Source organism: Streptomyces tyrfis (assembly GCF_037034285.1).
Classification (GTDB): domain Bacteria; phylum Actinomycetota; class Actinomycetes; order Streptomycetales; family Streptomycetaceae; genus Streptomyces.
Genome location: NZ_JBAGJZ010000037.1, coordinates 1 through 22,829 on the forward strand (window position 1 = coordinate 1; position 22,829 = coordinate 22,829).

Here is a 22,829-nt window from a genome sequence, read left to right on the forward strand (position 1 = left end):
AAGGGTGTCCGGGCGCGCGGGGAAGGGGCCCGCCCGGGGGTCTCCACCGGGGTCCGCACAGGGGACCTCCCAGACCGCCCGCAGCACCCCTCTCCCGGCCCCTCTTCGCCCGGTTCCCAGGGCCCGGATGTTGCTGTTGTTTCCGCAGGTCAGAACGAACAACAAAGCCAGCAACAACAACAGCAACAGCCCGGCGACAACACCCCGGAAGGGGCAGGGGTGCGGGTCGTCCAGGACGAACAGAACCCGAACCGCTGGCACGTCATCCACCCAACTCCCACCCCCTGACGGCCCCCCGGTCCGTCCCCGGCCCACTGCGGTCGGGGACGGGCCGAGGAGCCGCCAACCGGCGGCCCGTTCACCCACTGCCGAGGAACCCGATGCCCTACATCCCTGAGTCCAAGTCGATGCCGTGCGGCGAGTCCAGCTGCTACTGCCACGGCGCCGGTCCCGAACACGACCAGTGCGCATGCGGCTGCGACTGCCCCAGCTGCTGGGACTGCCTCCAGAAGACCGACAACTGCGACTGCTGACCCGTGGGCCAGCAACGAACCGCCCTTCTAGTCACGGCAAGCCGTGGCATGACTCTGACCTCGTTGGGAGACTGCCAATGCCAGCACCCGGCGGCACCGTTTCGGGCCGCACCTACAAGCGCACCCGCGTCCGCGGCTTCGCCGACTGGGCGCCCCGACCCCACGTACTCGCCCTCGTCGACCAGGTGCGCCACGTCCTGGACGAGAACCACGCCTTCCTGCCCATGACCGCCCGACAGGTCTTCTACCGACTGGTCGGCGCACACGGGTACGACAAGACCGAGCAGGCATACGCCCGCCTGCTGGAAACCCTCAACCGCGCCCGCCGCGCCCGCATGGTCCCGATGAACGCCATCCGCGACGACGGCGGAACCTCCATGCCCGCCGGTGGCTGGGACAGCCCCGCACAGTTCTGGCGCTCGGTGCGCCGCACGGCTGAGCACTACACCCACGCACTCGACGACGGCCAGCCCGTTGCCGTTGAGCTGTGGGTCGAAGCCGCTGGCATGGTGCCCATGGTCGCCCGCATCGCCCGCGAGTACGGCGTGGACACCTATAGCTCCGGCGGCTTCGACTCCGTGACCGTCAAGTACGAAGCCGCCCAACGCATCTCCTGGCGGGACACTGCCACCACCGTCCTGCACCTGGGCGACCACGACCCCAGCGGCCTGTCCATCCTCGACTCAGCAGCCGCGGACATCTCCGCGTTCATCGACGGCTTCGGGGCCCCGCTCCGCCCACCTTTACCCGGCTTGCCGTGACACCGGACCAGATTGCCCGCTACCGGCTCCCGTCCGCCCCGCAGAAAGCCACCGACCGGCGGGGCGAGCACATGCGGCACACCGTGCAAGCCGAGGCCATGAGCCCCACCGAATTGACCGAGGAAGTCCGCACCGCCCTCGAAGCCACCACCGACCTCACCGCCCTGCACACCGCCCGAGAACAGGGCGAACGCGAACGCGCCGAGATCCTGCACCACCTGCCCAACCACGACCAGTAACGCCGAGGGCGGCTCCCATCTCACGCCAATGAACCGGGGCCGCCCTCATCCAGCACAACTCAACAGAGGAACTGGAGGCATCCAGCATGACTCAACCCACCCCGATCCGGCGAGACCATCGCCGGTCCGCCCTCACCCTGGCAGCGGCGGGCGTGCCCGTCCTGCCCCTCCGGGCGGGCAAGCGCCCCGTCGGCAACTGCCCCGCCTGCACCGGGACCGCGTGCGGCGGGCGCCCGAACATGAAGGTCCCGGGCCCCTGCCAGTGCCCGCGCCCCTGCCATGGCTGGGCCGCCGCCACCACCGATCCTGTCGTCCTCCGGTCCCTTGCGTGGGCTGAGGCATGGCGGGAGGCGCACGCGGTCGCCTACCACCCCGGCGGCGCCCGGCTCACCGTCGTCGACCTCGACAACGCCGACGCCATCGCCTGGGCCCGCCAGACCCTGCCCGCCACCCGGACCGTACCCACCACCCGCGGGGAGCACTGGATCTACCGGGGTGCGATGCAGTCCGCGAACGCGGTCCGTGACGGCATCGACATCAAGTCCCGCATGCAGTACGCCCGGTGGCTTGGCCCCGGTACCGGCACCATGACCGTGCTGCCGGACGTTGTACGCGCGCTGATCGTCAAGGAGCCGCACCGGTCCAGCCCGCACCGCGCGCCGTGGTGGTGTCCGCGCCGGCCGGTGGTGGGGATTGCCGCCACCGCACGCCCGTCTACCTGGAGCGTGGCATCGCGATGGCTGAGCAGCGCATCACCGAGGCCCGCAGCGCGGTTCACGCGACTGTCTACCGGACGTTCCTCGCGGTGCTGTCCGCTCACGGCCGGTGCGGCTGCCTGACCGACACCCACATCGGGCGGCTGTTCGCCGCCGCTCAGGCCAAGGGCGAGTCCGATCGGCACTGCACCGACGCGTGGGCCAACGCCCGTACTCGGTTGGGGCTGTGACCGTGTCTGACGACGAGAAGAACCCGGCGCGCGAGGTCATCACTGACTACGCGCAGGCGCACTTCCGGTACTTCCGCACCGCCGACGGGACCGTGTACGCGCAGAAGAACGGGCACCCCGTGGCGCGTCCGATCCGGTCTCAGGGCACGACGGGCAGCCACCGCCAGGAACTCATGGTCGGCCTCTACAAGGACGGGCACGGCACGTTCAGCGGCACCGCGCTCAAGGAAGCCCTGGATCTGATCGAAGCGCTCGCGCTGACCGAGGACACCCAGGCCGTCCACATCCGCGTCGCCCCCGGATTCGACGGAGCGACGTGGCTCGACCTGGGCCGCAGCGACGGACAGTCCGTCCGCATCCACCCCACCGGCTGGGACATCGCCGTCCCCGACCCCCGCGAGGTGTGCTGGCGGCGCACCCAGCTCACCGGGGAACTACCCCTGCCGGCCAAGGACACGGACGGCAAGGGCATCGACCTGCTGCTGAGGCTGTGCAACTTCGCGGGCGCGGAGACCGAGTGCCTGGCCATCGCCTGGCTGATCGGCTGCCTCGGGCCGTCCGTCCCCGTCCCGGCCCCGTTCCTCACCGGGCCACAGGGCGCGGGCAAGTCCACCGGCGGGCGGATGCTCGTGCGGATCATCGAGGGCATGAGCGGCGACCTGCGCCGCGCCCCGAAGGACGAGGAGAACCTGATCGCGGCCGTGGCCGCCGGGTGGGTCACCGCCCTGGACAACCTCTCCCACATGACGCCGGACCTCTCCGACGCCATGTGCTGCATCGTCACCGGAGCCGAGAACGTCAAGCGCGCCCTGTTCACCGACGGCGACGTCTTCCGCTCCCGCTACCGCCGCCCCCTGCTCCTGACCGGCATCGACGTCGGAGTCATCCGGCCCGACCTCGCCGAACGCCTCCTCCCGCTACGCCTGGAGCGGCCCCGGGTCCGGCGGACCGAAGCCGAGCTATGGGCGGAGTACGAAGAGGTCCTGCCCGTCGCCCTCGGCTCCCTGCTCGACCTCACAGTCAAGGTCCGCGCTGCCGAGGCAGAGACCCCCACCGATCTGCGCATGGCAGACTTCGCGCACCTGTGCGCCCAACTCGACGCCGCCACCGGCCTCGGAGCCCTTCCCGCCTACCGGGCACGGCTGGACGACCTCAACGACGACGTCATCGAAGGCGACCTCCTCGCGCAAACCGTCCTCCAGCACGCCGACACCATCGAACCCGGCGGCGAACAGCGCATGACCTCCACCCAGTGGCTGCACCTCCTCAGCCGCCTCTACAGCGGCGACGAACTACGCCCCCTCCCCAAGGGCTGGCCGACCACCGGGAAAGTCCTCTCCGACCGCCTCAAACGTCTCCAGCCCACCCTGGCCGCCCGCGACGTGCTCATCGACACCGGCCGCACCAGCGAGGGCCGCTACCTCGAAATGATTCGCCAACCTACCCCGCCCCCGCACCAGCAGACGGGAGCGTTCTAACCCGCACCGCGCGCCTGGACAAGCAAGAAGAGCACCCGTCGCGGCGTGCTCTTCTTGCTGTTCGGCGGAACGCCGCCCGGTGGTCGCGCCGCGCAGCGGCTCCCCCTTCACGGCGTAAGGCGCACCGCCACTACAACAGACACCCCCTCTTTTGTCCTAAGAGGGAAGACCCTGCGTCATCTGCGTCATGCAGACGGGAAAACAGCCCCTGACCTGCGGACACGAGCATGACGCAGACAGCGACCTCTGCGTCATCCTGCGTCATCCGCGTCATGCCATGACGCGACCCATGACGCGCCGATGACGCGCCCTCACACCCCTGCGTCACACAAAACCCCAGGTCAGAAGCCTGCATGACGCTGATGACGCAATGACGCAGAAATCCGCACTTAGGACAGGCGCAGTTCGGCACCAAGCAACAGCTCTCTCACTCCCAAGGAGCCGCAGTGGCCGCGACAGCAGCCCCCGACCCCCGAGCCACCCTTCGTGGCGGACTCCCCGACCGCTACCTCACGCCCGAAGACATCGCCGCCCTCCTCTCCGTCCCGCTCGAAACCGTCTACGCCTGGCGCAAGAAACGCACCGGCCCGCCCGGCTTCCGCATCGGCAAACACCTCCGATACGACCCCACCGCCGTACACGCCTGGATCCACACCCTGACCGAACACGAAGCAGCCTGACCCGCATTACAACCACCTACAGGGGCGCGACCGCTACCGGTCGCGCCCCTGCCGCATCCCCAACAGGAGCACCACCTTGGCTGGCCACATCCAAGACCGCTGGTACAAAACCCAGGCCGGGCCCGACGGGAAGCCATGCCGAGTCAAGAGCGACCGCTACGGCTCCGGGCTCCGCTACCGCGCCCGCTACATCGGCCCCGACGGAACCGAGAAGTCCAAGAGCTTCCCCGACCGTCAGAAGCGTCTCGCTGAGAAGTGGCTCACGGACATCGCGTCTGACATGTCGCGCGGTCAGTACATCGACCCGCGCGCGGCCCGGATCACCTTCAAGGGCTACGCCGAAAAATGGCTCAAGGACCACAGCGCTGACGTGTCCAGCCAGATCGTCACGGAACAGCGGCTGCGGCTGCACGCATTCCCCGTCCTCGGCACCCGCCCGCTCGACTCGTTCCGCCCCGAGCACATCCGCGGACTCGTTAGCGCTCTGAAAGCGAATCCCGCTGTGAGCGACGCGTATGCGCGCAACATCTACGGCGACGTACGAGCCGTGCTGAGCGCGGCCGTGGACGACGGCCTCTTGCCCCGGAATCCCTGCTCCGCGAAGTCCGTCCGCCCGCCGGCAGTCGAGCGGCGCCGCATCCTGCCGTGGTTGCCCGCCCAAGTACGCGCTGTTCGCGCGGCGCTCCCCGAGCGGTACCGGGCCATGGTCGACGTCGGGGCCGGGTGCGGACTCCGGCAGGGGGAGATCGTGGGTCTCGCTGAGGACGCGCTCGACTTCGAGGGCGGCATCCTGCGGACGGTCCGGCAGGTGAAGCTCATCCGGGGCAAAGCCGTGTTCGCCCCGCCGAAGTGCGACAAGGAGCGGGATGTGCCGCTGCCACCGTCGGTGGCTGAGGCCCTGCGTATCCACATGGACGCCTACAAGCCCGTTGAGATCACGTTGCCGTGGCGGAAGCCGGACGGCCCGAAGGTGTCGGCCCGGCTCCTGTTCACGAACACCGCGAGCGGGGTCGTGTGGCGCAGCAACTTCAACATCCAGGAGTGGAAACCTGCGCTCGCAGTCGCTGGCCTTATCCCGGATGCCGGGCCGGATGGCAAGCACGAGTCGGCGCGCGAGCACGGCATGCATGCACTGAGGCACTTCTACGCCTCGGTGCTACTGGACGCTGGAGAGAGCATCAAGGCCGTGAGTCAGTACCTGGGGCACACAGACCCCGCGCTGACGCTGCGGGTGTACGCGCACCTTATGCCGTCGAGTCAAGAGCGCACTCGACTAGCGATGGACTCAGTACTCAGGTCCAACCCGACAAGGCAGTAGCCACTTATACCCCATCCACTCCTCTTTAGATTCAAAGGGGAAACACCGGTATTGCATTGCGTTTCGCAATACGATTCGGAGTCTCGACTTGAAAGCCATGGGAGAAGCGGGCTCTTGCCTTAGATGATGCGGATTGACGACGCGGCGTCATCTGGGGGACACTTTGAAGGCGAATCCGCTCTGCGTGTCGCACCCCTTTGGGGTGGCCACCCGTCGTTTCCTAGGCCACGGGTGGCCGCCAGCCCCTTTTATCCAGCTCAGGATAGGAGCATCACCAGTATGGAAGAACGCAAGCCGCATAGCCAGCCCTCTGCCCCGTGGGTTACGGGGTTGATCTATGCCGGTGCTCTCATCTCGGGCGCGGCACTGATCATGACGGGGCACGCGTCGCCAGCTGAAGCTTCGGGGTATGTGGCGCCGTTCCTCGTTGTCTACGAGAAGTTGGCACAACGTACCGCGAAGGTCTGACCGGCCGTCTTGTCTCAAGACGGCCCCACGACGGCCCCACGATCCGGTGAGGCCCCTCACGCACGAAAAAATCGCAGGTGAGGAGCCTTACCGCCTCGCGTGCATACCAGCCCTCCGGGCTTAGGCATGGTTCATCCAGTGTCGCAGACGCGGCGAGGAGGGCCCGCCGCCCCGTGGACGAACGTCCTGTGGGCGGCGGGCCCTCCTCGGAGAACGCCCGGCTCGGGGACGGCGGTCCGTCCCCGAGCGCTCAGCCGGAGCCGACGAACAGCACCAGCAGCAGCCACACCACCGGCGCGGTGGGCAGCAGCGAGTCCAGCCGGTCCATGATCCCGCCGTGACCGGGCAGCAGCGTGCCCATGTCCTTGATGCCGAGGTCCCGCTTGATCATCGACTCGCCCAGATCGCCGAGGGTGGCGCTGGCCGCGACCGCGAGTCCCAGCAGCAGCCCCTGCCACCAGGAGCCGCCGTCGATCAGGAACTCCATGCACAGGGCGCCCGCGGCCATCGCGAAGGCCACGGCCCCGAACAGGCCCTCGCGGGTCTTGCCGGGGCTGATGCGCGGCGCGAGCTTGTGCTTCCCGAAGCGCCAGCCGACGGCGTACGCCCCGGTGTCGCTGACCACGGTCAGCAGCAGGAAGGTGAGCACCCGCTGCGGCCCGTCCTCCGCGGTCAGCAGCATGGCGACGAAGGTGGCCAGGAAGGGCACGTAGAACGCGGCGAACACGCCGGCCGTGACGTCCTTGAGGTACCCCTCCGGGGGCCGGGTCATCCGCCAGACGAGGACCGCGAGCGCGGTCAGCGCCACGGCCGCCCAGGCACCCTCGGCCCCCTTCAGGTACCCGGCCACCACCATCGCCGCGCCGCCGACCGCGAGCGGCACCAGCGGCGCCTCGATGCCCTTGCGCTCGGAGAGCCGGGAGGTGAGCTCCCACAGGCCCACGACGACGGCGAGGACGATCACCCCGACGAAGACGGCCTTCACGACGAAGAGCGAGGCGACGATGACGGCGCCCAGCCCCACGCCGACCCCTATCGCGGCTCGCAGATCGCGGCCCGCACGTTTCTTCTGCGGGGTCGGTGGTGCGGTGGGCATGGGCTCCTGCGGCTTCTCGTCACGGAACGGAGGGCCGCTGTTCGGGCGTGCGCCCCTCCGCTCCCGGTCGTCATGGTCGTCAGCGTCTCCACCTGCGTCAGGGGCGTCCGGCACGATGGGCATGGGCCGAGTCTGCTGGGCTTCATGCACATCGTGCGCGGGACCCGCCGGGGCAGCCCGCATCTCGGGCGCGGCCCATGCGCCGGCTGCCGGCGGGGCGCCCCAGGAAGAGTCGTTCATCAGACTTCGAGCAGCTCGGCTTCCTTGTGCTTGAGCAGCTCGTCGACCTGTGCGACGTACTTCGCGGTGGTGTCGTCGAGCTCCTTCTCGGCCCTGCGCACCTCGTCCTCGCCGGTCTCCTTGTCCTTGACCAGCTTGTCGAGCGCCTCCTTGGCCTTGCGGCGCACTGCCCGGATGGAGATCCGGGAGTCCTCGGCCTTGGTCCTCGCGACCTTGATGTAGTCGCGGCGGCGCTCCTCGGTGAGCTCCGGGAAGGTCACCCGGATGATGTTGCCGTCGTTGCTCGGGTTGACGCCGAGGTCCGAGTCGCGGATGGCCTGCTCGATGTTGCGCAGCGCGCTCTTGTCGAACGGCGTCACGACGGCCATGCGGGGCTCGGGCACCGAGAAGGAGGCGAGCTGGTTGATCGGGGTCAGCGCGCCGTAGTAGTCGGCGACGATCTTGTTGAACATCGCCGGGTGGGCACGGCCGGTCCGGATCGCGGCGAAGTCCTCTTTCGCGACGACGACGGCCTTCTCCATCTTCTCCTCGGCCTCGAGGAGGGTTTCTTCGATCACCACGTGCTCCTGCGTGTCTTGAGTGGGCCCGGAGTGCTCGGGCCCGCGGGTCTGCGTCGCGTCCTCACCTGCACGGTGTCCGACCGGCAGGCCGTTGTCCATCCTTCGGGGGGACCGTACCGGGGTGTCCCCCGCAGGTCCCGGACCCTCCCCGCGGCTCCGGGAAGGTCCCGGTGCCCGGAGCGGGTCCCCGGTGCTCAGGCCCGGGTGTCCTGGTCACTCACGAGCGTGCCGATCTTCTCACCCTTGACGGCGCGGGCGATATTGCCGGTGGCCGTCAGCTCGAAGACGAGGATCGGCAGCTCGTTGTCACGGCAGAGCGTGATGGCGGTGGCGTCGGCGACCTTGAGATCGCGGGCGAGCACCTCGCCGTACTCGAGCGCGTCGAACTTCACCGCGTCGGGGTTGGTCTTCGGGTCGGAGTCGTAGACGCCGTCCACCCCGTTCTTGCCCATCAGCAGGGCCTGGGCGTCGATCTCCAGGGCGCGCTGGGCGGCCGTGGTGTCGGTGGAGAAGTACGGCATGCCCATGCCCGCGCCGAAGATCACGACGCGGCCCTTCTCCAGGTGGCGCACGGCGCGCAGCGGGATGTAGGGCTCGGCGACCTGGCCCATGGTGATGGCGGTCTGGACGCGGGAGTCGATGCCCTCCTTCTCCAGGAAGTCCTGGAGCGCCAGGCAGTTCATGACGGTGCCGAGCATGCCCATGTAGTCGGACCGGGCCCGGTCCATGCCGCGCTGCTGGAGTTCGGCGCCGCGGAAGAAGTTCCCGCCGCCGATCACGACCGCGATCTGTGCGCCGTCACGGACGACCGCCGCGATTTCCCGGGCGATGGCGTGGACGACGTCGGGGTCGACTCCGAGTCCCCCGCCGCCGGCGAACGCCTCTCCGGACAGCTTCAGCATGAAGCGTCCGGGAACCTTGCCGTCATCGCGCTTGTGGTCGCCTTTGGCGGCGTCCGCGTCCTTGTTCATGGAGATTCTCCTCGTGCACATACCAAGAAGGCCATTGCCGGCGGGTCTGGTGTCCCTCAGCGGCAATGGCCTCCTCGTCAGATCTGCGGTCGTACGGCATGGGTGCGGCCGACGACTGCACCGGGCCCCGTGCGGGGCCCACCGTTGTTCGCGGACGGACTCAGATGCCGACCTTGATGCGCGAGAAGCGCTTCAGGGCGACACCGGCCTCGTCCAGAACCTTCTGGACCGACTTCTTGTTGTCCTTGGCGAACGCCTGCTCCAGGGCGACGACCTCCTTGAAGAAGCCGTTGACCCGCCCCTCGACGATCTTCGGGAGGGCGGCCTCGGGCTTGCCCTCCTCGCGGGAGGTGGCCTCGGCGACGCGACGCTCGTTCTCGACCGTCTCGGCCGGAACCTCGTCGCGGCTCAGGTACTTCGGGGCGAAGGCGGCGATGTGCTGCGCGACGTCCTTGGCGGCCTGGGCCACGGCCTCGTCCGAGGCGGAACCCTTGTCCAGCTCGACGAGCACGCCGACCTGCGGCGGGAGGTCGGGCATGGTGCGGTGCATGTACGCGGCCACGTAACCGCCGGTGAACTGCGCGAAGCGGTCCAGGACGATCTTCTCGCCGAGGTTGGCGTTGGCCTCGTCGACGTACGCCTGGACGGTCTTGCCGGCCTCGATCTCGGAGGCGAGCAGCGCGTCCAGGTCGGCCGGGGAGGTCGCGGCGACGTGCGCGGCGAGGGCGTTGGCGACGCTCTGGAACTTCTCGCCCTTGGCGACGAAGTCCGTCTCGCACTTCAGCTCGAGCAGGACGCCGGAGGTCTTGTCCTCGGAGATCAGGGAGACGACGGCGCCGTTCTCGGCGGAACGGCCCTCGCGCTTGGCGACGCCCTTCTGGCCCTTGATGCGGAGCGCCTCGATGGCCTTGTCGACGTTGCCGTCGGCCTCGTCGAGGGCCTTCTTGCAGTCCATCATGCCGGCGCCGGTGAGCTCACGGAGCTTCTTGACGTCGGCGGCGGTGTAGTTCGCCATGAGTCTGTTTCTCTCTCGAAGTCTGAAAGATCTACGGGTGGACGGCGGGGGCGGTGCTCGTGGCACCGGCCCCCGCCGTCATCAGCCGTGACGGGTGTCAGGCCTGCTCGGCGTCCGCGGCCGGGGCCTCGGCCTTCTCGGCGTCGGCGGCCTTCTCGGTCTCGGCGGAGGACTGCACCTCGGCGTCGGCCTTCTTGTCGCCCTCGAGCAGGTCGCGCTCCCACTCGGCGAGCGGCTCGCCGGCGGCCTTCTCGCCCGGCTTCGAGTCACCGGTGGCGGCGCCGGAACGGGCGATGAGGCCCTCGGCGACGGCGTCGGCGATCACGCGGGTGAGCAGGGTGACGGAGCGGATCGCGTCGTCGTTGCCCGGAATCTTGTAGTCGACCTCGTCGGGGTCGCAGTTGGTGTCGAGGATCGCGACGACCGGGATGTTCAGCTTGCGAGCCTCGCCGACGGCGATGTGCTCCTTCTTGGTGTCGACGATCCAGACGGCGCTCGGCACCTTCTGCATCTCGCGGATACCACCGAGGGTCTTCTCCAGCTTGGCCTTCTCGCGGGAGAGGACCAGGAGCTCCTTCTTGGTGAGGCCGGAGGCGGCCACGTCCTCGAAGTCGATCTGCTCCAGCTCCTTCAGGCGCTGGAGGCGCTTGTAGACGGTGGAGAAGTTGGTGAGCATGCCGCCGAGCCAGCGCTGGTTGACGTACGGCATGCCGACGCGCGTCGCCTGCTCGGCGATGGCCTCCTGGGCCTGCTTCTTGGTACCGACGAACATGATGGAGCCGCCGTGGGCGACGGTCTCCTTGACGAACTCGTAGGCGCGGTCGATGTACGACAGCGACTGGAGCAGGTCGATGATGTAGATGCCGTTGCGCTCGGTGAAGATGAAGCGCTTCATCTTCGGGTTCCAGCGACGGGTCTGGTGACCGAAGTGGACGCCGCTCTCCAGCAGCTCCCGCATCGTGACGACGGCCATGGCCGTACTCCTTGAGGTGCTCGGTTGTCGCGGCCGCAGGATTGCGGTCGCGCCTGACGCCCCGACGCGCCGTGCCACGAGGGACCGAGGAGCGCGGCCACCGTCCGCTGAGAGGGAGGTGGCGGGGCGTGCGAAGTCGACCCGGTGGCCCGGGTCGCCATAGGAAGTGTACGGGACGGGTCGGGTGCCGGGTGACGGCGCTGTCCACAACCGGCCGGTAGTCCACAGATCCGGCTCATGATCCCCGCGGACCGGGACGGCGCGGGACGGTGGTGCCATGCGTCCCGTCACCGCCCCGCCCACCCGCCTCCGCCCGTCTTTCCGCAGGCTCTGCGGCGCGCTGCCTCCCAGGCCCCCGGGCGAGCCTCCCGGCACGTCCCCGGCCGCGTCTCCCGGTGCGCCCTCCGGTACGCGCCCGGCCGCGTCTCCCGGTGCGCCCGGCCGCGCGCGGCGCCTCGCCGCGTCCCTCGGTGCGCGGCTGCCGCGCCGCGCGCCGGCCATGGCGGTCGCGGTGGTCGCGGCGGCCCTCGTCGCGCTGCCGTACGCCGGGGCCCCGGTGGCCCCCGCGCCCCCGGCTGCCGTGACGTCCGCTTCCCCCGCCACGGCCCCGGCTTCCGCGACGGCCCCCGTTTCCCCTGTCCTCCGGGGGGCGAAGGCGTCCCGAAGCGCCATGGAGGTCCGGGCCGCTTCGACAGCCCGGGCCTCGGCGGCGTCCCGGGCCTCCGTCCCCTCGGCCGGCCGCGCCGGGCGGACCGCGGCGGCCATGGCCGCTCCCGAGCCCCCACGCGTCCCCGCGCCGGCACCCGGGTCGGTCCCTTTTCCCGGCCCCGGCCTCTTCACGGCCCCGGCCTCGCGGCCGGGCGGGGATCGGTCCTGGCCGCTCCCCGGGCGTCCCGCGATCCGGCGGGGCTGGGAGCCGCCCGCCGACGCCTACGCGCGCGGCCATCGCGGCGTGGACCTCGCCGCGGCGCCGGGCGCGGCGGTGCTCGCGGCGGCCCCGGGGCGGGTCTCCTTCGCGGGCCGGGTGGCGGGGCGCGGAGTGATGTCGATCGAGGTGGACGGCTCCGGCGATCCCCCGTTGCGGACCACCTACGAACCGGTGCGCGCGCTGCTCGCCGAGGGTGCGCGGGTGACGGCCGGTCAGGTCGTGGGGGTGGTGGAGGCGGGGCCGTTCCACTGCGCGCCGGGCTGCCTGCACTGGGGGCTGCGGCGCGGCGACGCGTATCTGGACCCGCTGTCGCTGCTGCCGCCGGAACTGCTGCGACGTGGGCCGTCCCGCCTGCTGCCGGTCTTCGGCGTCCCGGAACCCGGCGTGACGGCCGAGGGGACCGGGGACGGACTCGCCGCCCCCGGCGTACTGCCCGCCGCCACGCGGCGGGAGGTCACGCGACACGGCGCCCGGCGGACCGCCGCCGCGCGGCGCGGCACCGAGCGCTCCGGTGCCGAGCGGCCTGGCGCCGAGCGAGCCGGAAGGCGAGCCGGAAGGGAACGGTCCGGCACGGAACGGTCCGGTGGCGGGCGGGGCGTCAGTCCCGTGTGCCCCGTACGCCGCGCAGGACCATGGCGACCGCGGTGTCCGCGATCACGTCAGGCTCCTCCGCCACGCCGAGCTCGATCCGCCGCACCGCGGCGTCCACGGAGCCCTGCACCAGCATCGCCGCCAGCCGGGGCTGCTCGTGGCCGAGTTCGCCGAGGGCCTCCACGATCATGGCGATCAGCCCGCCGTGCGCGGCCCGGATCTTCTCGCGCGCCCCCGCGTCCAGCTCGCTGGCCGAGATCGCGACGACCGCCCGGTGACGGCGGTCCTTGACCAGGTCGAGCTGCCGGCGCACATACGCCTCGATCTTCGCCTCGGGCGTGGTCGCCTGCTCCATCGCGTTCTCGACCTCGGCCGCCCAGACGGGGAAGTCCACGGCGCACAGCTCTTCGACGACGGCCGCCCGGGAGCGGAAGTACTCGTACACGGAAGACCTGGCGAGGCCCGTGCGTTCGGCGAGGGCGGGGAAGGTCAGCGCCTCCGTACCGCCCTCGGACAGCAGGGAGCGGGCGGCGTCCAGGAGGGCGCCGCGCTGCATGGTCCGGTGCTCGGCCACCGAGGCCGCTCGAATCCTGGGCACACGTCCACTTTACGGCGACCGGTGTTCGAGCGGGTCCGTACGTCCCCGATCCATGGCCGAAGCGGCCCTGGACGACATGGGCCGGCGGCGCTCTCAACGCCCGGCGTCGGCCAGTTTCGCGCGCAGCTGGAGCACCGATTTGGTGTGGATCTGACTGACCCGGCTCTCGGTGACACCGAGCACGTTGCCGATCTCGGCGAGGGTCAGGCCCTCGTAGTAGTAGAGCGTGACGACCGTCTTCTCGCGCTCCGGCAGCGTGTTGATCGCCCGGGCGAGCAGCCTTCTGAGCTCGCGGTCCTCGGCGACCTCGACGGGATCGTCAGCGGTGGTGTCCTCCAGCGTGTCCATCAGGCTCAGTCGGTCGCCGCCCTCGCCGCCCACGTGCAGCAGCTCTTCCAGCGCGACCACGTTCGCCAGGGACAACTGGCTGAAAACCGAGTGCAGTTCCTCCAGGGTGATGTCCATCTCGGCGGCGACCTCCGGCTCGGAGGGGGTGCGCCGCAGCTGCGCCTCCAGCGTGGCGTAGGCGCGTTCCACGGCCCGCGCCTTCTGACGCACCGAGCGGGGGATCCAGTCCAGCGCCCGGAGCTCGTCGATCATGGCGCCCCGGATCCGGGTGATCGCGTACGTCTCGAACTTGATGGCGCGGTCGATGTCGAACTTCTCGATCGCGTCGATCAGCCCGAACACCCCCGAGGAGACGAAGTCGGCCTGCTCGACGTTGGAGGGCAGGCCGACGCTCACCCGGCCCGCGACGTACTTCACCAACGGCGAGTAGTGCAGGATCAGCTGCTCCCGCAGCCGCTCGTCGCCCGTGGACTTGTACGAGCGCCACAACTCGTCGAGGGAGGAGGGGGCGGGAGGGCGCACAGTGCCACGCGCAGCCGGTGGTACTGCCGCGCGGTCAGACCCGGAGGTGTGCTGGGGCATGTGGTGCCTTGAGCCGTTCTGCCGTGAAGTTCTGGGGCCGGGGGACTTGCGTCTGATGCGGAGTCCTTGTGAGCGTAGCGTGATTACGGCGTCGCGGTCCGCGCAGGAGGACGGATCGCAGCCGTACGATTCCGGCCGATCGGGCAGGGCCGCGGTCCGGGACCATCGCCGCGCGCACCGGCCCCGGACGTGTCATCGAAGGGCCGGACGAGGTCATCGACTTCACCTTTTCACCCGAATGCCCCAGGTCAAGTACCACCCCGCCGCGCGTCGCCATTGCATGTCGGCCTTCGCGTCAACTGCCATCCCTCGCCATGTCGTTCGACGAACCCCAGTGAGTGCAGTTCGTACAGCCTGCCGAGTGCCTCGTCGGCACTCGTTCCGGCGACGCGGGCGATGTCACGGCCGGTGACGACGCCGCGGTACGGCAGCGCGTCGAGGACCCGCGCGGAGTCGGCGTCCAGCAGATCCCGGGGGTGGACGGGGCCCTGGGCGACGGGGGCGAGTTCGCCGATGCGCCCCACCAGTTCGACGACTTCCGCCGCGTTGGTGACCAGGACGCCCTCGCCGCGCAGGAGTTCGTGGACTCCCGCCGACAGACCGCTGGTGGCCGGGCCCGGCACGCCCATCGTGAAGCGTCCGAGTCGCTGCGCGCCGCGCGCGGTGACGAGGGAGCCGCTGCGGTGCTCGGCCTCGACCACGACGGTGCCCCGCGTCAACGCGGCGATGACCCGGTTCCGTAGAACGAATCTGCTACGGGTCGGATGATCGGACGGCGGCAGTTCACCGATGACGAGTCCCTGTTCCGCGATGCGTCCGATCAGTTCGGCGTGTCCCCGGGGATACGGGACGTCCACTCCGCAGGCGAGGACCGCCATCGTGGCCCCGCCGACGGCGAGCGCGCCCCGGTGCGCCGCCCCGTCCACCCCGAACGCCGCTCCCGAGACGACCACCCACCCCAGCTCCGCGAGCCCCGTGCCGAGACTCGCCGCCATGTGGGAGCCGTACGGCGTGCAGGCCCGGGCGCCCACGACGGCGACCGAGCGCAGCGCCCAGAGCCGCAGATCGCGCGGCCCGCGCACCCAGAGGCCGGTCGGTCTGGCGTCGCCCAGGTCGTCGAGCTGACGGGGCCACTCCAGCTCACCGGGGCAGACGAACCGCCCACCGAGCGCGGCGACCGTCGCCAGGTCGCGTTCGGGGTCGATCCGCTCGGCCCGCAGCCGGTATCCGGCGAGGCGCTTGGCGGTCATGCCGCCCAGCCGCTCCGCGCCGCCGTCCCGGGCCGTGATCCTCCGCAGCAGCTCGACTGCCCCGTACTCGCGCAGCCATCGGCCGCCCCGCTCGTCCCCCGGCTCCAGGACGCGGGTGAGCGCGGCCCGGGCCAGTCGTTCCCGGTCGTCCACCGTCGCTCCCGGCCCGCCGGGCGCACCGTCCCCGGGCCCGGCCGCGCCCCCGGTTCCGCCCGCACGCCCGGTTCCGCCCATGCGCCCGGGCCCGGCCGCTCTCCCGGGGCGGCCCGCCGCTCCTGCCTCTCCCACCGCTCCCCCGCCTTGCTCGGTCCTCGTCCCTGCCCCCGCAGCCGTTCCTCTCCCGGTCCCTGAGTCGGTCCCCGCATCCGTCCCTCTCCCGGTCCCCGTGTCGGTCCCCGCTTCCGTCCCGCTCCCCGCTCCCGCAGCCGGACCCGTCCTCGTTCCGGCGGAGTGCCGCAGGCGTCCCGGCGGTCGGCACCCCGGCTCCGGGCCCGTTGCGGCTTCCGCGCCGCTTCCCCGGCCGCGCGTCTGCGCCGTGCCCTGCTCCGGCGCCCCGTCCGGGCGCCGCCGTGCCCGCTCCGAGCGGGGGCGATCCGGCTCCGGCGTCATGACGCGCCGGCCTTCACCGGGGCGCCGCGCGGGATCCCGGTCCGCAGCTCCAGCGCCATCGCGACGTCGCCGGCGTCCGGGCGGTCGGCGCCCCGCAGATCGGCGACCGTCCACGCCACCCGGAGGACCCGGTCCAGGCCCCGGGCGGTGAGCAGTCCGCGTTCCATGTCGTGTTCCGCCTCCAGGAGCGCGCCCGGCGCCGCGACCAGCCGGGTGCGCAGCTCATGGCCGGGGACCTCGCTGTTGGTCGTCCAGCCGGTGCCCGCCAGGCGCTCCGCCGCCCGGGTCCGGGCCGCGCGGACCCGGGCGGCGACGGCGGCCGTCGACTCTCCCCGGCCGCCCTGTCCCATCAGGTCCTCGCGCCCGACCCGCCCGACGGACACCCTCAGGTCCACCCGGTCCAGCAGCGGGCCGGAGAGCCTGGCCTGATAGCGGCGGACCGCGGAGGGCGGGCACTCGCAACCGGCGCCGTCGAGCGAGTGCCGCCCGCACGGGCAGGGGTTGGCGGCCAGGACCAGCAGGAAGCGCGCGGGCAGCCGCACCACCCCGGCGCTCCGTGCCACCACCACATGCCCGGACTCCAGCGGCTGGCGCAACGAGTCCAGCGCCCGCACGGAGAATTCGGGGGCCTCGTCCAGAAAGAGGATTCCGCGATGAGCCAGGGAGACCGCCCCGGGCCGCGGCACCCCGTTGCCCCCGCCGACCAGCGACTGCATCGTCGCGGAATGGTGCGGCGCGCAGTACGGCGCCCGGGTGATCAGCGGCTCCCCCGGGGGCAGGAGTCCGGCCACCGAGTGCACGGCGGTGACCTCCAGGGCCTCCCGCTGGGTCAGCTCCGGCAGGATGCCCGCGAGACGCTCGGCCAGCATCGTCTTGCCCGCGCCCGGCGGGCCGGACAGCATCAGGTGATGGCCGCCCGCGGCGGCGACCTCCAGGGCCTTGCGGGGCAGCTCCTGGCCCGCGACGTCCGCGAGATCGGCCGCGCCGCCGTCGCCCCGGCCGGTGCGGCGGACGAGGCCGGTGCCGCTCCCCGCGCCGGGCACCAGAAGCCCGGCCAGCATCGTGTCCGGACGCCCCTCGCCCTCGTCCTTCGGCTCGTCCGGCACCGGCTCGTCGCAGAGCACCGCGATCAGCTGCCGCAGGCTCCGCACCCCGAGAACCGAGACGCCGGGCACCAGCGCCGCTTCACCCGCGGTCTGCTCGGGCACGACGACCTGGCGATATCCGGCCTCGGCCGCCGCGAGCACGGCGGGGAGCACCCCGCGCACCGGCCGCACCCGGCCGTCCAGCCCCAGCTCCCCGATCATCACGACATCGGCGATGGACGCCGGATCGATCCGTTCCGCCGCGCCCAGCACCGAGCAGGCGACGGCCAGATCGAATCCGGAGCCGCCCTTGGGCACGGAGGCGGGCGACAGCCCGACCGTGAGCTTCTTCTGCGGCCACTCCGCCCCGGAGTTCACCACCGCGGCCCTCACCCGGTCCCGGCTCTCGATCAGGCTCTTGTCCGGCAGCCCCACCAGGGTGAACGCGGCCACCCCCGCCTCCAGGTCCGCCTGGACCTCCACCACCACGCCCTCGACACCCACGAGTGCCACCGAGCACGCCCGCGCGAACCCCATCAGGCCGCCCCCCGCACATGCTCGGCGACGGGCGCCCCGCGCCGCGGCAGCAGCACCCCGACCAGATCGATCCGGACCCCGCCGGGCGGCCCGCCGCGCCGGTGCAGCCACACGGCCGCCAGCCGGCGCAGCCGCTCCGCCTTGACCGGGGTGACGGCGGCCATCGGATGCTCGAAGGCGCCCTCTCTGCGCGTCTTCACCTCGCAGAGCACGAGTACGTCGCCGTCGACCGCCACGATGTCGATCTCACCGGCGCGACAGCGCCAGTTCCGTTCCAGTACGGACATGCCGGCGTCGGTCAGCAGCCGCGCCGCCACTTCCTCGCCGTACCGCCCGAGTGCTTCCCGCGCGTTCATCTCGGCACCACCTCCGGGACCGACTCTGACGCGATCGGCCCCGGCTTGTGGATCTTGGTGGACAACTCCGGGATTGTGGATATCCCGGCCACCCGTCCGTGGGAATCAGCCCCGGACAATCCGTACGAATCAGCCCCGTACAAGGAGTGCGGCGGCCCCGCGAGGGAACCGCCGCGAGGGCGCCACCCCGAAGGGCGCCGTGCAGAGTTGATCACCGCGAAGGTGCGTCACCACGAGCGGGAATCGGAGCGGGCGGAGCTCATCGGGCACTGCCCGAGGGCGGTGTCCGAAGACGGTGTCCGAGGGCGGACACGCCTGCCGGGCGGTACCGGAAGCCCGGAGCCACCGCCCCGCCATCGGCCCGCTCCCGAAGACAGCGGGCGCAGCGGGCTCAGCCGCCCGGGAGTTCGAGATCGCTCTTGTTGAGCTCCTCGATGTTGACGTCCTTGAATGTCAGCACCCGTACCTGCTTGACGAAGCGGGCGGGCCGGTACATGTCCCAGACCCAGGCGTCCGCCATCGTCACCTCGAAGAACACCTCGCCCTGGACCGAGTGCACCTGCATCTCGTAGTCGTTGGTGAGGTAGAAGCGCCGTTCGGTCTCGATCACGAATTTGAACAGACCGACGACGTCTCGGTACTCCCGGTAGAGCTTCAGCTCCATCTCGGTCTCGTACTTCTCGAGGTCCTCGGCGCTCATTGGCATGTTCCCCTTCAGCCGTGCGTCCCCCCATTGTGCGCCAGGGACCCGCTCCCCCGGGCGATCAGACGGATTCGGGGGACAGGACCAGCGGCGTACGCGGAGGACCCTCGTCGAGCAGCGTGCGCAGCAGCCCGGCGAGCCTGGTCGGGTACACCGTCTCACGCGACGCCGACAGTTCGGCGGAAGTCCACCATCTCAGCCCCGCGACGCTGCGCTGTTCCAGCCCGGTCAGCCCACGGGTGTCCGTGGCGGTCTGCGTCGTACGGGCCAGGTAGTACCACTCGTCCTGCTCCCAGCGGCGCCCGTCGAAGGGGAACGAGCACATCCGCTGCCAGAGCAGCGGGCCCAGCCGGACATCGGTGATGCCGGTCTCCTCCGCGAGCTCGCGCAGCGCGGCCTCCTCCCGGGTCTCGTCGCCCTCCAGTCCGCCGCCCGGAGTGAACCACCAGGTGGAGGCGGGATCCTCCGGTTCGTATCCGTGGATCAGGAGTATGCGGTCGTCGGGGTCGAGGAGCACCACCCGGGCGACCTTCCGCTTCTCAGTGCGCACCGCTCGCCGTGCCTTCCTTCCGCTTCCTTGCCGCCCTCGCCGACCAGGCCGCGACCGGACCGTACGCGGAGCCGGCGACGATGAGCGCCGCGCCCGCCACCACGGCGGCCAGCTGGAGCCGCAGCGGCCCGGGCGACGAGACCCCGCCGGGCAGGGCGGCGAACGTGTCCGGCCGCCCGACCATGCCGTTCATCGGCCAGGCGATGGCGTCCACCCGGGCCTGCACCGCGCCGCTCGGCACCGAGCCGTGCCCCTGATCGTCCAGGTGGCCCCGGGAGTCCAGGGAGGACGTGCGCTCGTCGCCGAGCAGGAACAGACGCCCCCGGGGCACCTCGGCCGTGAAACCGACCGCCGAGGCGGGCCCGCCCTTCCGCAGATACGGTTCTTCAACGGCCTTGCCGTCGATGGTGAGCCGGCCCTTGTCGCAGCAGGCGACCCGGTCGCCGCCGATTCCGACGACCCGCTTCACCATGGGCGCGCCGCCCCATGCCGAGTCGGTGAAGACCACCACGTCGCCCCGGCGGACCTCGTCGCCGTCGATCCGCTGGGCGAGCACCCGGTCACCCACGTGCACCGTCGGCGTCATGGAATCGGTCGGCACGGTGTACGGCTTGTACACCACGGCGCCCCAGGCGAAGCCGCCGAGGAAGAGCACGCAGCCGACGGCCACGGCCAGCCCCGACAGCGTGCTGCCGAGCCGGCCGCGGCCGCCGCCCGTGCGTCCTGTTCCGCTCATCCCAGCGCCCCCGCATCGGAAGATCGACAATCGCTGATCCGAGTCGGCACCCTACCCGGCGGTACGCCCGCGGGTCAGCCTCCGGCGGCGCCACAGCACGAGGGGCACCGCGCCGGCCAGCCCGATCGCCCCGGGAGCCGCGCCCATCGCCGCGCTCAGCGGGGTGTTGATCCCGGGCTGGTCGAAGGTGTCGGGCACGGGCAGGGTGGCCCAGCGGTTGATCGGCCAGGCCACGACGATGGCCCGCCCCACGACCTCGTCGTTGGAGACCGTGCCGCCGCCCGGCAACTCCTGGTGGTAGCGGGAGTCCAGGGAGTTCTGGCGGTGGTCGCCCATCACCCAGATCCGGCCCTTGGGAACCGTGATCGGGCCGAACGGCTCGTCGTTGCAGGGGGTGTTCCCCGGGAAGATGAAGGACTTGTCGTCCAGCGCCTTGCCGTTGACCACGACCGGGCCGTCCTTCTTGCATTCGACCGTGTCGCCGCCGACCGCGATGACCCGCTTGATCAGGTCCTTCTCCTCGGCGGACGGCATCAGGCCGATGAAGCTGAGGAACTTCTGCGCCACGTTCGGCTCGGGGGCCGGGGTGCCTTCCAGCCAGCCGCCCGGGTCGTGGAAGACCACGACCTCGCCGCGCTTCGGCTCCGCGCCGAACCACGGGGTCAGCTTGTCCACCAGCACCCGGTCGCCCCGCTGGAGCGTGTTCTGCATCGAGTCCGAGGGAATCGAGAACGCCTGCACCAGGAACGTCTTGATCAGCAGCGCGAGCACCAGCGCGATGCCGATGAGCAGGGGCAGCTCCTTCCAGAAGGAGCGCGGCTTCTGCTGCGCCGGGCCGCGCGGGGTGTCGCCGTCACTCCCCGCGTGACCCGCCGCCCCGGCGGACTCGACGTTCTCCGGCTTGTCCGGCCGGTCCTCGGGTTCGTGTCCGGATCGTGCGCCGACCGCCAAGTCCCCCACATCCACTCCTTACTCCGTGCCACCGCCCACGCCCCAGCCGGCGCAGGCCCACCACTCCCATAACGAGCGGGAGTTCCGCAGGGGTCGGGAGAGGGATCATTCCGTCGGGATCCCTGGACGACACACTATTCGACGGGCCCGACGCCGGGGCGGTCCCGGCGCGCGCGTCAGGTATCGAGTCGAATGTCGCCGGTTTCTCCAGTTTCCGCCAGTGGGAGAAGGGCCAGGCGATGACCACGGCCCGTCCCACGACGTCGTTCTCGGAGACCGTTCCGCGCTCCGGCTCGTCCAGGTGGTAGCGGGAATCGGCGGAATCCGAGCGGTGGTCGCCCAGCACGAAGATCCGCCCGGCCGGAACCTTTACCTCGAATTTGATGAGGGAGGGCGGATCGCCCGGGTACCGGTAGGGCTCGTCGAGCGGGACGCCGTCGACGGTGATCCGGCCGCGTTCGTCGCAGCACCTCACCGTGTCGCCGCCGACCGCGACCACCCGTTTGATCAGGTCCCGTTCGTCGTCGGACGGCAGCAGCCCGACGAACGTCAGCACGTCCTTCGCCCGCGCGACGACGGCCGGCGCGTCGTCCCCGCCGGCGTCCTCCCGCCGCAGCCAGCCGCCCGGGTCCTTGAAGACGACCACGTCGCCGCGCTCGGGGCGGGAACCGAACCAGGGGGTCAGCTTGTCCACCAGCACCCGGTCGCCGATCCGGATGGTCTGCTCCATCGATCCCGAGGGGATGACGAACGCCTGCACCAGGAAGGTCTTGAGGACGAGCGCGATCAGCAGCGCCACGACGACGAGGAGGGGTATCTCCCGCAGGGCCGCCCCGCGCCGCCGCCGCTCCACCCTGCGGGCCCGTCTCCGGCGCTCCGCCCTGGTCGCCGGCGGGGAGCCGGCCGGACGCGGGGCCTCCGGTCCGTCGTCGGCCGGACGCCGGCCGCGGTCACCCATGGGCTCCGCCCGGCGCGCGCACGCCGTCGAAGGCCCCGCTGTCCCGCAGCGAGCCCGCCCGGCCCGGCGGCCAGCCGATCCGGTCCACCCGGCCGACCACCATGTCGACCGGGACCATGCCGCCGCCGGGTTCTCCCAGGTGATCGCGCGAGTCGCGGGAGCGGGACCGGTGGTCGCCCATCACCCACAGCGTGCCGTCGGGGACGACGATGTCGAAGCGCGCCCGGGACGGCTCGTCCCCCGGGTACAGGTAGTCCTCCGCGAGGGGGGCGCCGTTCACCTCGATCCGCCCGCGCCGGTCGCAGCAGACCACGCGGTCCCCGCCCACGCCCACCACCCGTTTCACGTAGTCGGTCTCGGCGGGCTCCGCGAGCCCCAGGGAGGCCGCCGCCCCGCGCAGCAGACCGGTCACCGGATTCTCCGGCGGCGCTTCGCGCACGAAGGACCCGGTGCCGTCGAAGACCACCACGTCACCGCGGCGCGGCGCGGAGCCGAAACGATACGCCAGCTTGTTCACCAGCACCCGGTCCCCCACGTGCAGCGTGGGTTCCATCGAGCCGCTGGGAATCAGGTAGGGACGCACCACGAAAGCGCTCAGCAGCAGCACGAAGACGGAGCAGACGGCTCCGATCGCCGCGGCCCGCCGCCAGGGCGAGGAGACGAACGGCCGGAGGAGCGTACGCGAAGAGCGCGACCCCTCCTCCGGCCCTGCTGCGGGTGCGGAGGAGCGGTCGCGCTCCGAAGGCTTGGCTTCCGTGTCCATCGGGGC

24 protein-coding genes and 2 pseudogenes are annotated in these 22,829 nt (G+C 71.3%); 9 read left to right on the plus strand and 17 right to left on the minus strand.

Annotated elements, in window-relative coordinates; genetic code table 11:
* Positions 1-261, minus strand: a 261-nt coding sequence (locus WA762_RS25095) for a hypothetical protein (protein ID WP_335938577.1), incomplete at its 3' end; no start/stop codon positions are given.
* A 119-nt stretch (positions 262-380) separates the two neighbouring features.
* On the opposite strand from WA762_RS25095, the gene WA762_RS25100 reads away from it, so the two are divergent.
* From WA762_RS25100 to WA762_RS25135, 8 genes and pseudogenes are all read left to right on the plus strand, one after another.
* Positions 381-533, plus strand: coding sequence for a hypothetical protein (locus WA762_RS25100; protein ID WP_335938578.1), 153 nt, complete (start codon positions 381-383; stop codon positions 531-533).
* 77 nt (positions 534-610) lie between these two features.
* A complete protein-coding gene (locus WA762_RS25105) occupies positions 611-1,294 on the plus strand; it encodes a hypothetical protein (RefSeq protein WP_335938579.1) in 684 nt (227 codons plus the stop codon).
* Positions 1,291-1,533: a hypothetical protein gene (locus tag WA762_RS25110; RefSeq protein ID WP_335938580.1), complete on the plus strand. Its 243-nt coding sequence runs from the start codon at positions 1,291-1,293 to the stop codon at positions 1,531-1,533. Before WA762_RS25105 ends, WA762_RS25110 begins: the two co-directional genes overlap by 4 nt.
* An 86-nt stretch (positions 1,534-1,619) precedes the next feature.
* Positions 1,620-2,479: pseudogene (locus WA762_RS25115) on the plus strand (bifunctional DNA primase/polymerase).
* 2 nt (positions 2,480-2,481) lie between these two features.
* Complete coding sequence (locus tag WA762_RS25120; protein WP_335938694.1) at positions 2,482-3,957, plus strand: ATP-binding protein; 1,476 nt, start codon at positions 2,482-2,484, stop codon at positions 3,955-3,957.
* Positions 3,958-4,403: 446 nt separating this feature from the next.
* Entirely contained in the window at positions 4,404-4,637 is a 234-nt protein-coding gene (locus WA762_RS25125) for a helix-turn-helix transcriptional regulator (RefSeq protein ID WP_335938581.1), read from the plus strand.
* Positions 4,638-4,713: 76 nt separating this feature from the next.
* Entirely contained in the window at positions 4,714-5,955 is a 1,242-nt protein-coding gene (locus WA762_RS25130; RefSeq protein WP_335938582.1) for a tyrosine-type recombinase/integrase, read from the plus strand.
* Positions 5,956-6,234: 279 nt separating this feature from the next.
* A complete protein-coding gene (locus tag WA762_RS25135; protein WP_335938583.1) occupies positions 6,235-6,423 on the plus strand; it encodes a hypothetical protein in 189 nt (62 codons plus the stop codon).
* 250 nt (positions 6,424-6,673) lie between these two features.
* Here WA762_RS25135 and WA762_RS25140 read toward each other — a convergent pair whose 3' ends face one another.
* The 5 genes from WA762_RS25140 to rpsB all read right to left on the minus strand — a co-directional run bounded on the left by WA762_RS25140 (position 6,674) and on the right by rpsB (position 11,278).
* The gene (locus WA762_RS25140; protein ID WP_335938584.1) at positions 6,674-7,759 is read right to left on the minus strand and encodes a phosphatidate cytidylyltransferase; all 1,086 of its coding nucleotides are present in this window, start codon (positions 7,757-7,759) and stop codon (positions 6,674-6,676) included.
* Entirely contained in the window at positions 7,759-8,316 is a 558-nt protein-coding gene (gene frr, locus WA762_RS25145; protein ID WP_335938695.1) for a ribosome recycling factor, read from the minus strand. The genes WA762_RS25140 and frr overlap by 1 nt, the downstream gene beginning before the upstream one ends.
* A 197-nt stretch (positions 8,317-8,513) precedes the next feature.
* Positions 8,514-9,290: a UMP kinase gene (gene pyrH / locus WA762_RS25150; protein ID WP_335938585.1), complete on the minus strand. Its 777-nt coding sequence runs from the start codon at positions 9,288-9,290 to the stop codon at positions 8,514-8,516.
* Between the two features lie 160 nt (positions 9,291-9,450).
* On the minus strand, positions 9,451-10,305 hold the full coding sequence (gene tsf / locus WA762_RS25155) for a translation elongation factor Ts (RefSeq protein WP_335938586.1): 855 nt from the start codon (positions 10,303-10,305) through the stop codon (positions 9,451-9,453).
* A gap of 97 nt (positions 10,306-10,402) precedes the next feature.
* Positions 10,403-11,278: a 30S ribosomal protein S2 gene (gene rpsB, locus WA762_RS25160; RefSeq protein ID WP_335938587.1), complete on the minus strand. Its 876-nt coding sequence runs from the start codon at positions 11,276-11,278 to the stop codon at positions 10,403-10,405.
* A gap of 763 nt (positions 11,279-12,041) precedes the next feature.
* On the opposite strand from rpsB, the pseudogene WA762_RS25165 reads away from it, so the two are divergent.
* Positions 12,042-12,452 (plus strand): annotated as a pseudogene (locus WA762_RS25165) (peptidoglycan DD-metalloendopeptidase family protein); the annotation flags it as partial.
* Between the two features lie 352 nt (positions 12,453-12,804).
* Here WA762_RS25165 and WA762_RS25170 read toward each other — a convergent pair.
* The 11 genes from WA762_RS25170 to lepB (WA762_RS25220) form a co-directional block, all read right to left on the minus strand.
* Positions 12,805-13,371, minus strand: coding sequence for a TetR/AcrR family transcriptional regulator (locus WA762_RS25170; protein WP_335938697.1), 567 nt, complete (start codon positions 13,369-13,371; stop codon positions 12,805-12,807).
* 117 nt (positions 13,372-13,488) lie between these two features.
* On the minus strand, positions 13,489-14,325 hold the full coding sequence (gene whiG / locus WA762_RS25175) for an RNA polymerase sigma factor WhiG (protein WP_335938588.1): 837 nt from the start codon (positions 14,323-14,325) through the stop codon (positions 13,489-13,491).
* A 248-nt stretch (positions 14,326-14,573) separates the two neighbouring features.
* Positions 14,574-15,809 carry a DNA-processing protein DprA gene (gene dprA / locus WA762_RS25180; RefSeq protein WP_443080668.1) on the minus strand — a complete coding sequence of 412 codons (1,236 nt, stop codon included), beginning with the start codon at positions 15,807-15,809 and terminating at the stop codon, positions 14,574-14,576.
* A gap of 371 nt (positions 15,810-16,180) precedes the next feature.
* Entirely contained in the window at positions 16,181-17,806 is a 1,626-nt protein-coding gene (locus WA762_RS25185) for a YifB family Mg chelatase-like AAA ATPase (RefSeq protein ID WP_335938590.1), read from the minus strand.
* Positions 17,806-18,162 (minus strand): YraN family protein, encoded by a 357-nt coding sequence (locus WA762_RS25190; RefSeq protein ID WP_335938591.1) that lies wholly within the window; start codon positions 18,160-18,162, stop codon positions 17,806-17,808. The genes WA762_RS25185 and WA762_RS25190 overlap by 1 nt, the downstream gene beginning before the upstream one ends.
* Before the next feature lie 391 nt (positions 18,163-18,553).
* The gene (locus WA762_RS25195; protein ID WP_004924843.1) at positions 18,554-18,862 is read right to left on the minus strand and encodes a DUF2469 domain-containing protein; all 309 of its coding nucleotides are present in this window, start codon (positions 18,860-18,862) and stop codon (positions 18,554-18,556) included.
* Between the two features lie 64 nt (positions 18,863-18,926).
* Positions 18,927-19,415, minus strand: a complete 489-nt coding sequence (locus WA762_RS25200) for an NUDIX hydrolase (RefSeq protein WP_335938592.1) — start codon at positions 19,413-19,415, stop codon at positions 18,927-18,929.
* A complete protein-coding gene (gene lepB / locus WA762_RS25205) occupies positions 19,405-20,151 on the minus strand; it encodes a signal peptidase I (RefSeq protein WP_335938594.1) in 747 nt (248 codons plus the stop codon). The genes WA762_RS25200 and lepB (WA762_RS25205) overlap by 11 nt, the downstream gene beginning before the upstream one ends.
* Positions 20,152-20,202: 51 nt before the next feature.
* On the minus strand, positions 20,203-21,102 hold the full coding sequence (lepB, locus tag WA762_RS25210) for a signal peptidase I (RefSeq protein ID WP_335938699.1): 900 nt from the start codon (positions 21,100-21,102) through the stop codon (positions 20,203-20,205).
* Positions 21,005-22,060: a signal peptidase I gene (lepB, locus tag WA762_RS25215; RefSeq protein WP_335938596.1), complete on the minus strand. Its 1,056-nt coding sequence runs from the start codon at positions 22,058-22,060 to the stop codon at positions 21,005-21,007. The genes lepB (WA762_RS25210) and lepB (WA762_RS25215) overlap by 98 nt, the downstream gene beginning before the upstream one ends.
* Complete coding sequence (gene lepB / locus WA762_RS25220; protein ID WP_335938598.1) at positions 22,053-22,823, minus strand: signal peptidase I; 771 nt, start codon at positions 22,821-22,823, stop codon at positions 22,053-22,055. Before lepB (WA762_RS25220) ends, lepB (WA762_RS25215) begins: the two co-directional genes overlap by 8 nt.
* Positions 22,824-22,829: the final 6 nt, after the last annotated feature.